Source organism: Iodobacter violaceini (assembly GCF_011601265.1).
Lineage (GTDB): Bacteria > Pseudomonadota > Gammaproteobacteria > Burkholderiales > Chitinibacteraceae > Iodobacter > Iodobacter violaceini.
Genome location: NZ_JAAOLX010000003.1, coordinates 79,728 through 91,720, shown reverse-complemented (window position 1 = coordinate 91,720; position 11,993 = coordinate 79,728). Strand labels below are relative to the sequence as shown.

At 50.9% G+C, this 11,993-nt stretch carries 14 protein-coding genes; 8 read left to right on the top strand and 6 right to left on the bottom strand.

Annotated elements, in window-relative coordinates; genetic code table 11:
• Positions 1-7: 7 nt before the first annotated feature.
• A complete protein-coding gene (locus tag HA050_RS06510; protein WP_166823655.1) occupies positions 8-241 on the top strand; it encodes a hypothetical protein in 234 nt (77 codons plus the stop codon).
• A gap of 93 nt (positions 242-334) precedes the next feature.
• On the opposite strand, the gene panC is transcribed toward HA050_RS06510, so the two are convergent.
• From panC to pcnB, 4 genes are all read right to left on the bottom strand, one after another.
• Complete coding sequence (gene panC, locus HA050_RS06505; RefSeq protein ID WP_166823652.1) at positions 335-1,174, bottom strand: pantoate--beta-alanine ligase; 840 nt, start codon at positions 1,172-1,174, stop codon at positions 335-337.
• 69 nt (positions 1,175-1,243) lie between these two features.
• On the bottom strand, positions 1,244-2,035 hold the full coding sequence (panB, locus tag HA050_RS06500) for a 3-methyl-2-oxobutanoate hydroxymethyltransferase (RefSeq protein WP_166823649.1): 792 nt from the start codon (positions 2,033-2,035) through the stop codon (positions 1,244-1,246).
• 202 nt (positions 2,036-2,237) lie between these two features.
• Positions 2,238-2,726: a 2-amino-4-hydroxy-6-hydroxymethyldihydropteridine diphosphokinase gene (folK, locus tag HA050_RS06495; RefSeq protein WP_166823646.1), complete on the bottom strand. Its 489-nt coding sequence runs from the start codon at positions 2,724-2,726 to the stop codon at positions 2,238-2,240.
• A 236-nt stretch (positions 2,727-2,962) separates the two neighbouring features.
• On the bottom strand, positions 2,963-4,273 hold the full coding sequence (gene pcnB, locus HA050_RS06490; protein ID WP_099396887.1) for a polynucleotide adenylyltransferase PcnB: 1,311 nt from the start codon (positions 4,271-4,273) through the stop codon (positions 2,963-2,965).
• Between the two features lie 400 nt (positions 4,274-4,673).
• Between pcnB and HA050_RS06485 the strand changes: the two genes are divergently transcribed.
• The 6 genes from HA050_RS06485 (at position 4,674) to lipA (ending at position 9,882) form a co-directional block, all read left to right on the top strand.
• Entirely contained in the window at positions 4,674-5,501 is an 828-nt protein-coding gene (locus HA050_RS06485) for a PhzF family phenazine biosynthesis protein (RefSeq protein WP_166823643.1), read from the top strand.
• Positions 5,502-5,679: 178 nt separating this feature from the next.
• Entirely contained in the window at positions 5,680-6,825 is a 1,146-nt protein-coding gene (locus tag HA050_RS06480) for a D-alanyl-D-alanine carboxypeptidase family protein (RefSeq protein WP_166823640.1), read from the top strand.
• A gap of 196 nt (positions 6,826-7,021) precedes the next feature.
• The gene (locus HA050_RS06475) at positions 7,022-7,897 is read left to right on the top strand and encodes a D-amino acid aminotransferase (RefSeq protein WP_166823637.1); all 876 of its coding nucleotides are present in this window, start codon (positions 7,022-7,024) and stop codon (positions 7,895-7,897) included.
• 14 nt (positions 7,898-7,911) lie between these two features.
• Positions 7,912-8,199, top strand: a complete 288-nt coding sequence (locus HA050_RS21925) for a YbeD family protein (protein ID WP_099396857.1) — start codon at positions 7,912-7,914, stop codon at positions 8,197-8,199.
• Positions 8,200-8,850: a lipoyl(octanoyl) transferase LipB gene (gene lipB / locus HA050_RS06470; protein WP_308418891.1), complete on the top strand. Its 651-nt coding sequence runs from the start codon at positions 8,200-8,202 to the stop codon at positions 8,848-8,850. It begins immediately after the preceding gene.
• Positions 8,851-8,913: 63 nt separating this feature from the next.
• Positions 8,914-9,882 carry a lipoyl synthase gene (gene lipA, locus HA050_RS06465; protein WP_166823634.1) on the top strand — a complete coding sequence of 323 codons (969 nt, stop codon included), beginning with the start codon at positions 8,914-8,916 and terminating at the stop codon, positions 9,880-9,882.
• Positions 9,883-9,958: 76 nt separating this feature from the next.
• On the opposite strand, the gene HA050_RS06460 is transcribed toward lipA, so the two are convergent.
• Positions 9,959-10,294, bottom strand: a complete 336-nt coding sequence (locus HA050_RS06460) for a DOPA 4,5-dioxygenase family protein (RefSeq protein ID WP_166823631.1) — start codon at positions 10,292-10,294, stop codon at positions 9,959-9,961.
• Between the two features lie 330 nt (positions 10,295-10,624).
• On the opposite strand from HA050_RS06460, the gene HA050_RS06455 reads away from it, so the two are divergent.
• Complete coding sequence (locus HA050_RS06455) at positions 10,625-11,170, top strand: carboxymuconolactone decarboxylase family protein (RefSeq protein ID WP_166823628.1); 546 nt, start codon at positions 10,625-10,627, stop codon at positions 11,168-11,170.
• A 491-nt stretch (positions 11,171-11,661) separates the two neighbouring features.
• Here HA050_RS06455 and HA050_RS06450 read toward each other — a convergent pair whose 3' ends face one another.
• The gene (locus HA050_RS06450) at positions 11,662-11,982 is read right to left on the bottom strand and encodes a GIY-YIG nuclease family protein (RefSeq protein ID WP_166823625.1); all 321 of its coding nucleotides are present in this window, start codon (positions 11,980-11,982) and stop codon (positions 11,662-11,664) included.
• Between the last annotated feature and the right edge of the window lie 11 nt (positions 11,983-11,993).

Sequence of the window (11,993 nt, the reverse complement as noted above, 5' to 3'; positions counted from 1 at the left end):
GTGTTGCATGCTGGGCATCTGTTTAATCTGTCGGCATTTCCTCAATTTAGTAGAAGAAGCTATTTATTGCCTTGTCTTGCCAATAAGTTTTTTGCAAGCAGGCAGGCGTAATGGCTTACCTTTGCCCGGTTTTATCAGGTTTGGTTTTGAAAAAAGGCTTGGGATAGCGGGGATGAACAAGGGAGAACCGCATTTGGGATGCGGAAAAAGCAAGGGGTGGCAGGCTGGATGCGGCGATTAATGCGGGCAGGCCGATGTGTTGCAGCGTGCTTATGCGCTTGTTGGGATGTTGTTCCTGAGCATCAATGAGCGGGCAATTTGCCCGCTCATTTGATTACAAGCTGATTTCGATATTATCAATCAGGCGGGTGTGGCCCAGGCGCGCGGCGATCAGGATCACAAGCTGGTGATCGTTTACCGCTGCAGGTTTGAGCGTCAGTGCATTACGCATTTCTACATAATCCACGCTGACCCAGCCGTGAGCCAGTAAGTCGCCGGTAGTTTCTGCGCTGAGGCGCTCGTAATCACGCTCCCCTGCTTCAATGGCGGCTTTCATGCGGCTCAGATGATGATAAATGCGGGTGGCTTCAAGCTTATGTGCCGCGCTGAGATAGCCGTTGCGGGAAGAAAGCGCCAAGCCATCTGCTGCACGGCCTGTGTCTACGGGCACAATCCTGACCGGCTGGTTTAAGTCTTCCACCATGCTTTTAATAACAAAAAGCTGCTGGTAATCTTTTTTGCCGAAACAGGCTACATTAGGCTGCACAATATTAAACAGCTTGGTAACTACCGTCGCTACGCCGCGGAAATGGCCCGGGCGGAATGCGCCGCACAGCTCATCTTGTATTGCTGGCGGTTCTACCTGATATTGCTGGATCACTTTGGGGTAGAGGACTTTTTCGTCTGGTGCAAAAATCACATCCACGCCACCCTGTGCTGCAATCAGCGCGGCATCCTGCTCTAAGGTACGCGGATAGATTTCAAAATCTTCGCCCTGGCCAAATTGCAGGCGGTTCACAAAAATACTGACCACAATATGCTCAGCTTCTTTGCGTGCAGCATCAATTAAGGTCATGTGGCCGGCGTGTAAATTGCCCATGGTGGGGACAAAGGCAACTGTGCCAACTGTGGCACGCCATGCGCGCAGCTCTTCAATGCTATGGATGATTTTCATAAATAACCGTAGTTAAAAGTACAGCGCCCAAGGCGGGTAAAACCGGCCCCGGGCGGCAGAGACAGTGGCTTAAAAGCTATGTTCATCAGCGGGGAAAGTCATGCCTTTCACCGCTTTTACATAGGCTTCAACGGCGGCTTGAATGCTGTGGCTGCCTGCCATAAAGTTTTTAACAAAGCGGGCTTTTTTGCCAGGGTAAACGGCCAGCATATCGTGCAGAACCAAGACCTGGCCATCAACATCTACGCCTGCGCCAATACCGATTGTTGGTACGGTAAGGGCTTCTGTAACGGCTTTTGCAACATGAGCCGGCACCATTTCCATCAGCACAAGGGCCGCGCCTGCAGCCTGGTGGGCAAGGGCGTCGCGTTTGAGCACTTCGGCGTCAAATTCGCTTTTTCCCTGAACTTTATAGCCGCCATATACATTCACTGATTGCGGTTGCAAGCCAATATGAGTACAGACCGGAATGCCGCGGTTAGCTAAGAAATCAACTGTCTCGGCCATAATCATGCCGCCTTCCAGCTTTACCATTTCAGCGCCTGCTGCCATCAGCTCGGCGGCACTGGCGTAGGCTTGCTGCGGGGAAACCTGATAGCTGCCAAAAGGAAGATCGGCCAGCACAAGCGCATCTTTGCTGCCGCGGGCCACACAGCGCGTGTGGTAAACCATATCGGCAAGGTTGACGGGAAGGGTGGAGGTGTGACCTTGAATGACGTTGCCTAAGGAATCGCCAACGAGCAGGATTTCTACTCCTGCATCATCCAGCAGGCTGGCAAAGCTGGCGTCATAGCAAGTGAGCATCGTGATTTTTTGCCCGGCTTGCTTCATGTTCTGCAAGGTACTAACAGTGGTTTTCATGGTAATGGGTAATCCATGGAAGTTTGGCGTTGGTGACGCAATGCAGCAAGTCTACATCAGGAGACTGCCGGATTTAAGACTGTTCTGCTGCGTAAAAGCAGTATTGGGTCAAATTCCATGCATTTTCTTTCAAAAAACAGCGTTTTTCTTCAGGCAAGCATGCGACGGCAGTGCGCGCTTAAATCTGCTGGCGCTCAGGTTTTTACTCTGCGGCAAGAACACTTAAGGCCTGATCTGCTACGGATGGCAGAAAATCTTTGGCGGCACCAAGGCCTGGAATAATCACTTCGGGGGCAATTTCGGTAAGGGGCCGGAGTACAAACGCCCTTTGATGCATACGCGGGTGCGGCACAATCAAATGATCTTGCCGGATCTGCTCATCGCCATACAGCAGCAGATCTAAATCCAGGGTGCGGGGCGCATCCTGAAAAGTACGCTGCCTTCCGCATTCGGCCTCGATGGCCAGCATGGCTTGCAGCAAGGCTGCTGCGCTGAGCGAGGTTTCCAGCCTGGCAACGGCATTGATAAAATCGGGCTGATCGGTGTAGCCGATGGCACTGCTGCTGTAAAAGCCCGATTGCTGCAGTAACTGGCTGTTTGGCAGTTTAGCGAGCAAATTTAAAGCGTGTTGCAATTGCAAAACAGGCTGGCCCAAATTGGCACCCAGCGCAATAAAAGCGACCGTACTCATTGGGGAATCCATTGCATACCGCTAAAAAAACAGAAACCCAAAACTTGAGACCGGCAGCCACAAAACACTGCGTCTAAAAGCAGAATACATGGCCATTATCAAGGCTAAATTCAATACCCTGCACGATGGCTTGTCTGTAAGACGCTGCGCTTGATAAGACAACAAAAAGCGCGTTTTTTACTGGCGTTGCTGTCTGTGTGCTTAAAGTGCTGCTCAAGGTTTGGGTTTTACTTAACTTATTCGCCCTTCGGGCCGGGTTTGCGGCGGCGGCGTTTTTTAGCTTGCGGGTTAGGCTTGCCATTGTCTGCAGCGGCAGCCATCAGGGCCATACGAGCGTCTTCGTCGGCATTCTGAAAACGTGTCCACCAATCACCCAGCGATTTTTCAACCATGCCGCATTCCGCACGCAGGATTAAAAAGTCATAAGCGGCGCGAAAGCGTTGCTGCTCCATTAAGCGCCATGGGCGGGTGCCCACACGCTGTTCAAAGCGGGGCTGCAATAACCAGATTTCTTTCATGGCCGCGCCATAGCGATTTGGAATCGCCATGCGCTTTTGCACCTTGCTCTCTACCGTATTCATGGCTTCAACCAGAGCGGGCACAGGGTATTCACCTGCAGCCTGGCGCTTAATCCAGTCGGCTTCTACTTCATGCCAGAGCAGGGCTGCAAAAATATAACCGGCAGAAACAGGTTTATCTTCGTTAATCCGCAGATCGGTGCTTTCCAGCGCTTTGCGCAAAAAGGCCGTGGTATCGGGCTTGGAGAGTTGTTTTTCCAAAAGCGGAAACAGCAGCTTATGCAGGCCATTTTCGCGCAGGGACATCAAACACGCCCATGCACTGCCTGATAAAAGCAGCTTCATCATTTCATCAAATAAACGCGCTGAAGGGATGTTTTCCAGAAGCTTGGCGTGAATCAGAATCGGTGTTTTGGTGGCAGGCGCAATGGAGAGGCCCAGCTTGGCCGAAAGACGAATAGCACGCAGCATACGCACCGGGTCTTCGCGGTAGCGTACATCCGGATCGCCAATAATGGTTAGGCGTTTGTTTTCCAGATCGGCCACGCCATGATGGAAATCCAGGATTTCTTCAGTGCGCGGGTTGTAGTACAGCGCGTTGACGGTGAAATCACGGCGGGAAGCATCTTCTTCAATATCGCCATAGGCATTGTCGCGCAGGATGCGGCCACTGGCGTCAGTCGGGGCTTCACTGGCGCCACGGAAGGTGGTGACTTCGATGATTTCTTCACCAAAGGGCACATGCACAATACGAAAGCGGCGGCCAATAATGCGCGAGCGGTGGAACACATGCCGTACTTGTTCTGGTGTGGCGCTGGTGGCCACATCAAAATCTTTGGGCGATTTATCCAGCATTAAATCTCGTACAGCGCCACCGACGATGTAGGCTTCAAAGCCCGCATCTTGCAGGCGGTCACACACTTTAAGTGCGCCAGAATGAAGTTGTTCCCGGCGGATGCCGTAGTGTTTGGCGTGCAGCACACGTTTGCCTGGGCGGCGTAAAACTTTGCCGATCAATTTGCGAATCATTTTTGAACCAGTTTTTGAACCAAGTAAGTGCGAAGTGCGGAGAGCTCCTGGCAGCCTGTCGGGCTTAGTATCAGCTGGCTGTAAAATCACCTGACCAGCCCATATTTCATCGTGTTATTAACCAATAACTCTTTATTGGCGCTGCAAACCCGGCAAAATCTGTACTTTGTCTTGTAATTTTTCTGCGAGCCGCCTGAGCACGGCATGCTACTACGCGTATCGACGGCATTATACAGACCTTGGCAGCGATGTCAGACGCGCTATGAATACTCTGGCAAAAGTTTTCACTTTCGCGGTGTATTTTTTTTCTGTTATATCAATTTAAGGGCAATCTGTAGCTACTGCTTTGCTCATCAATCGGTGATGCTAAGCGTATTTCACATCCTGAGAGCTGTGCATCATGCCTACTTATTCATACCGTCTTGTGAATGTGTTTGCCGAAAATATTTTTGCAGGTAATCCTCTGGCGGTGTTTACCGATGCCCGAGGGCTTGATGAGCAGACCATGCAATTATTGGCGGCTCAGCTTAATTTATCCGAAACCACCTTTGTCTTTCCCTCCGCCGTGGCCAGTGCAAAGGTCAGAATATTTACGCCTGTCAACGAAATGCCTTTTGCCGGCCACCCCAGCCTTGGCACTGCAGCGGTGATCCGGGGTGATCGTGATGAGGTGAGTTTAGAGCTTAAAGCGGGCGTGATTCCGGTGCGCTTTGATGGTGATGTTGCCACACTCACGGCAAATACGGCTTTATACCGGGAAGGCCCGCCAGCGGCCAGTCTGGCTCCGGCACTGGGCCTGCCTTTAAGTGCTTTTGCAGGGGATGCTTTATGCGTGGACAGTGGCACAGAGCAGTTGATTATTCCTCTGGCAACTGCGGCTGATGTGCTGGCTTGCCAGCCTGCACCGCATTTGTTTCGTGATGTGGTGCTGCTGGGGCGCAAGCGGGATGGCACGCTGGTATGGGCCTGGCAGGATGGTGAGATTATCGCGCGCTATTTTTGGTCGCAGCACGGGCAGATTGTGGAAGACAACGGCACCGGCTCGGCCTGCGCTAATTTAGGTGCTTATTTACTCAGGCAAGGCGTGGGTCTGCCTTTTGCCGCAACCATGATTCAGGGCCACAAAGCGGGGCGTCTTGCGCATCTGCGTTTAAGTATCAGAGAGGATGGCCGGGCAGAAGTGGGGGGCAGGGTGGTGGAATTGGGCGGAGGGGAGTTTAATCTTTAACCCGTTTAATCCTGATTAAGGCATGAAATCGCGCTGATTTCATGCCTCTGTAATGACCAGTACAAATATTGGCAAATTATTACCCTAAAGATAATGCTTATTATCTGTGAGTTTGGCGATATCCGCCGCTGCTTGCCTTTATAATCGTATTTTTCTAAGCCCTCACACACTGCCTGCCATGATCACCCGTCTTGCTACCCCCGCTCTTATTTTTTCCCTTTTAATTGCGACCTCTGCACAGGCTTTTGTACCGCCAGTGCCGGATATTGCTGCAAAGGCTTATTTACTCACTGATTATCAAAGCGGCATTCAACTTGCCGGCCGTGATCCGGAGATGCGTGTAGAGCCCGCTTCTTTAACCAAGCTGATGACGGCTTATCTCACTTTTAAATTTGTGAAAGAAGGCAAGTTAAAGCTGGATCAGCAGCTCACCGTTTCAGATAAAGGCTGGCGCACCGAAGGCTCGCGCATGTTTCTTGATCCTAAAACGCCCGTGACGGTAGATAACCTCATCAAGGGCATGATTGTACAAAGTGGTAACGATGCCTGCGTGACGCTGGCCGAAGCCATTGCCGGCAGCGAAGAAGTATTTGCTCAGCTGATGACCAAAGAAGCCAAGCGCCTTGGCATGAATGGCACTAACTTCAAAAACAGCACCGGCCTTCCTGATCCTGATCACTATATGACTGTGGGCGATTTAGCCAAGCTTGCCACTGCCATCATTCATGATTTCCCCGAGTTTTATCCCATCTACTCGATGAAAGAATTCGCTTACAACAATATCAAACAGCCTAACCGCAATCTGCTGCTTTACCGCGATCCATTTGTAGACGGTATGAAAACCGGCCACACCGCCAGCGCCGGATATAACCTGGTTGCTTCAACCAAGCGCGATGGCCGCCGTTTGATTTCGGTTGTTGTGGGTACGGCCAGCGATGAAGTTCGTGCAAGTGAATCAAGCAAATTACTGAACTGGGGTATTCAGTTCCAGGAAACCCCGCGCCTTTATGCGGCCAAACAAGCGGTATCCAATGTAGCAGTTTGGAAAGGCAAATCAGATAAGGTAAACGTGGGCTTTTTGGAAGACCGCTATATTACCGTGGGCCGTGGTGACGCTAAAAACCTGAAAATGGCTTTTACCAGCACCCAGCCACTGATTGCCCCGATTAAAGTGGGCCAGAATGTAGGTAAATTAACGGTCAGCTTAAACGATAAGCAGCTGGTGGAATTACCGGTAGTGGCTTTGGAAGAAGTACCAGAAGCCAATATCTTTGGCCGCGCATGGGATTCAATCCGTATGTGGTTTAAATCGATTTTTGGCTGATTTAAAAGATCTGCAGACACAGAGTATGGGGAGAACACAAAGCGCACAGAGGTAAACCAAGTGTAAGAATGAGAAAACTGAATACGCAGCTAAATATAATCTGCTGCCCTACTCATAAAAGGTTTCTTTCCGTTCTTTGTGTTCTGTGTGCCCCCGGTGTTTACAGAACTTTTTAAGTTTTTTTTGGAGATACTTTATGGATTTCCCCGCCCTGGTTGGTTTTTTAAATGGCCGTTTTGCGCCGTTGGCCGATTTGCAGATTTCTGTTTTAGACCGCGGATTTTTGTTTGGGGATGGGATCTATGAAGCGATACCCGTTTACAACCGGCACCCTTTAAGGCTGACCGAACATCTGCGCCGCTTGGCAGGCAGTTTGGCGGCGATTAATATGCCCAACCCTTACGGGGCAGAAGAGTGGGCCAGTTTGATTCAAAAGCTGATTGATCAGCAAAGCTTTGGCGACCAAAGCGTTTATATACAAATCACCCGTGGCCCTGCGTTTCCGCGCAATCATGCTTTTCCGGCTGTAACCGAGCCGACAGTCTTTATGTTTGCCGATGAATTATTACCGCCCACCAGCGAGGCGGTTGCCAATGGTGTGGCAGCGGTGTCGGGCGACGATATTCGCTGGCAGCGCTGCAATATCAAGGCGATTTCACTGCTGGCCAATGTTTTACTTAAGCAGCAGGCTGTGGATGCTGGCGTGGCCGAAACCATTCTTTTTAGGGATGGCCTCTTGATAGAAGGTGCATCCAGCAACATCTTAGTCGTGAAAGAGGGCGTGTTACTTGCCCCGCCTCCCAGCCATTTAATGCTGACAGGCATTACTTATGACTTGGTAATAGAGCTGGCCAGACAGCATAATATGCCGCTTGAGATTCGCCCGATTAGTGAGGCAACGGTCAGGCAGTCCGATGAAATCTGGTTGACCTCCTCTTCCAAAGAGGTGCTGGCCGTGGTGAGCCTGGATGGTCAAATCGTTGGATCGGGTAAGCCGGGGCCGCTGTATCAAGCCATGTATGGCTATTTTCAAGTATTTAAAAACGGGGCAATGCGCCTCGGTGCAGAGTAAAAAAGGTATCAATAATGAGTCAAGACGCGCCTAATCTGGCCGATTTAGTTGAGTTTCCGGCCGAGTTGCCAATGAAGGCGATCAGCCATAAAGATGTGCCGCATGATGAGTTTCATGCCGCAGTGAAAGAGCTGGCGGTATTACATATCACTGAGTTTAAAGAAGAATGGATTTCCGTTCGCACCAGCAGTGGCGGCAGCTTTATTTCGGTGACCTTATCGGCTACTTACCAATCCGCTGACGAAGTGAATGCGCTCGATTCCGCTTTACGCGCCCATCCGCTCGTGAAGATGGTGATGTGAGTGCCTGAACTCATTATTAAACAGCTGGGTATGCTTGAATACGAGCCAACATGGCGGGCTATGCAGGCATTCACCGAGAGCCGCGACGCTGATACTGCCGATGAAATCTGGCTGGTGGAGCATCCTCCGGTTTACACCCAGGGTCAGGCGGGCAAGCCTGAGCATCTGATTGCCGCCACCAGTATCCCTGTAGTGCAAATCGACCGGGGCGGGCAGGTTACTTACCACGGCCCGGGCCAGGTTGTGGCCTATGTGCTGCTGGATTTACGCCGCAATGGCTTGGGTGTGCGCGAGCTGGTCAGAAAACTAGAGCAGTCTGTTATTGATATCCTTGCTGATTTTGGTGTCACTGCTTACGGCAAAGTGGATGCCCCCGGCGTGTATGTAAACCCGGAGCTGGGCGAAGCAAAAATTGCTTCTCTTGGGTTACGGATTCGCAAGGGCTGCAGTTATCACGGTTTAGCTCTGAATGTGAATATGGATTTAACGCCATTTGACTGGATTAATCCCTGTGGCTACGCCGGTATGCGGGTCACTCAGCTCAGTGATTTCGCCAGTGATGCGACATCGGCCGCAATTGCCGGTAAACTTGCCGAAAAAATAGCCTTCCAGATCAAATCCTTAAACGATGTAGGGGTATTAGCGCTTTAAAAATGTGGCGAAGTGATGCCGCTTTTTTCAAATGCCTCTACCTTACTCAGCCAGCGATCAGCCATGACTCAAGACACTAAACAGCCATCGAAAGAAGTGGGCGTAAAGCTCAAAGGCGAAGCCAAAACAGCTCGCATCCCGATTAAGATTGTGCAGCTGGATGAGCGCATCAAAAAGCCGGATTGGATTCGCGTACAAGCGCCATCTTTAAATGGCCGCTTTGGTGAAATCAAGCAAATCCTGCGCAGCCAGAAGCTGCACACCGTGTGTGAAGAAGCCGCCTGTCCTAATATTGGCGAATGCTTCGGTAAGGGCACAGCTACCTTTATGATCATGGGTGACATCTGCACCCGTCGTTGCCCGTTTTGCGATGTAGGCCATGGCCGCCCCAATCCGCTGGATGCGCAAGAGCCTATCCATCTGGGTGAAACCATTGCCGCACTCAAGCTTAAATACGTGGTGATTACCTCGGTAGATCGCGATGATTTACGTGATGGTGGCGCACAGCACTTTGTGGATTGCATTACACAATCCCGCCTTCAATCACCGAATACCCAAGTAGAAGTACTGGTGCCGGATTTCCGTGGCCGTCTGGATATTGCTCTGGATCTTTTCAAACAGGCGCTGCCTGATGTCTTAAACCACAATCTGGAAACCGCACCGCGCCTGTATAAACAAGCGCGTCCCGGTTCCGATTACCAGCACTCTCTGGATCTGTTGAAGCGCTTTAAAGCCATGTACCCTGATGTGCGGACTAAATCCGGCATTATGGTGGGCCTTGGCGAAACCGATGAAGAAGTGATCCAGGTAATGCACGATTTACGTGCCCACGATGTAGACATGATCACCATCGGCCAATACCTGCAACCTACCGCCACCGGCCACCTGCCGGTGCTGCGTTATGTGCACCCGGATCAGTTTAAAGCCTTTGAAAAACTCGCTTACGAGATTGGCTTTAAACACGCTGCCGTAGGCGCCATGGTGCGATCGAGCTACCATGCAGATGAACAAGCGCATGGCGCCGGGGTTTAATCCCCGCCCCAGACAAAACGCCACCTGAGCAGGTGGCGTTTTTTTTGCCTCTGCTTCGGGCCGCAGAATATTCGGTTTAGCCTCTGGATAGCGTATGGATTTTCAGTGCGAGTTCTTCGCCCAGCCAGCTTGCGCCATTGGTATGGGCTTCCACATCGTCGCTCAGCTCCGGGTGGATCAGAACGGGCAGCTCGCCACGGCGGGCGTCAAGCAGGCTTTGTACTTCGCTCAGCAAGCTTTCATCAAAGTTAATTTCAAACATTGGCCGGGTATGTGGCCCTACCTCACGGTGGATTAAATCCCCCATCCAGCAATCCGCGCTTAATGCCGCACGCAGCTGGCCGTGCAGCTTTTCTGCGGCGCTGATTTGTTCGGGTAAAAAATAGACGTGGGCGTGATAGATAACAGACATGTAAAAATCCGGTGTGAGGGCTTAGCAAATCAGAGGGCGAATTATGCGGGATTTTGCCAGTTAAATGGCATATTTTGCTGCTTGAGGTCTTTAATACTGGCGCTATAGCTCGTTTTAGCCTGCTGAGTTGCCCCAGCACAATCTTTAATTGTAGCGATGCAGGCTTAGCGGATAGTGATCGGAGTCATTTAATGATTATTGTAAAAAGAGAAATAATATATTCAAAATAATGAGTATTCATTGATTTTTTGTACGGTGGCAAGATGCACTCACTCGCCAAGCAGCAGCGAATCGAGAACTCTCAGCCCAACTGCAAAAAGGAATTCAATCATGACCCGCTTAGCTATTTTGACCACCGAGCAATCGCCAGCTTCTTCTTTACCACTATTAGATGCAGTAAAAAAACAACTGGGTGTTGTGCCCAATTTAATGCGCTTGGCAGGCAATAGCCCTGCTGCGTTAGAGGGGTATCTGAGCTTAAGTGGCGCGCTGGCCAAGGGCGCACTGGGTGCAAAAACTGGGGAGCGAATTGCCTTGGCGATTGCCGAATTTAACCGCTGCGATTATTGCCTTTCGGCCCATACTTATTTGGCGAGCAATTTGGCTAAGCTGGATGCCGCCGAAATCGAGGCTAATCGTCACGGCAAATCTAATGACCTCAAAGCCGATGCTGCGGTAAAGTTTGCTATTAGCGTGGCGCAACTGCGTGGTCATGTAAGTAATGAAGCCGTTGCTGCGGTGAAAGAAGCTGGCTTTAGCGATGCTGAAATCATTGAAATCATCAGCCACGTTGCACTCAATACCCTGACTAACTATATCAACTCCACCGCGCAAACCACCATTGATTTTCCTGTGGTAACGGCTTACGCGGTGTAAATGAAATGCTGACACGGATGGCGAAGCGTTTAAAACGTTTCGCCATTTTTTTGGGGGATTTTAGGATCGCCAGCCCTGGCGGACGGTACGTTTTCAGTAGTAGTTTGCGTTCAGGCATGGCAGCAAGCTGGGCAGTAATCGGGTGGTCGTTTGGTGAAAATATTTCAGCGCGGGTTGATAAACTTAACCCGCCCTACATGGCTGATGATCTGTTAGCTTGCGAGCATGTGACGTCGGCGCGGTTACAGTGTTTTGCTCCATAGCGGAGCTAATTAGTTGATCGAAGTGGAACAGTAACTTTCGCCCGAGATATGGTTCGTTGTCGGGCGTAACGATAATCGGGATAGTCTCAACGGGCATTTGCACGGCTCCTTAAGACGCCCAACGTTGTAGGTAAGGGGCTGCTGCGGCGAAAATGACTAAGACGAAACCAAAAGCTGCCGATTCGCAGTCCCTCTTGACCGAAGGGTTAGCCATAGAGTCTCGCACTGCTACCGAAGTTGCTCATTCATTGGCGGCTGAAGATGCTGAATCAGCATTGCCTCCCATGTGTCCCGATTTTGCTGTGTGGGAACAACAAGGGCATGAATGTGGGTTGCCCCACGTTGGACAGCCTCGCTCAGTCTTTCATGAGACTGAAGACGAGCGGAAAAGTCGTTTGTCTGACCAACGTATAGCGCAGTCCAACGTCCGTTTGCTGCAAGGAAGCTAAAAATGTATAGGCCAGCGACTTTTTTCCAGCCTTCGTTTTTGTCGAAGACCGTGAATTCGAGAGTGCTGCCGTTACCGAGCGGCCAGTTGCAGGTTGCCATGTATTTCTCCG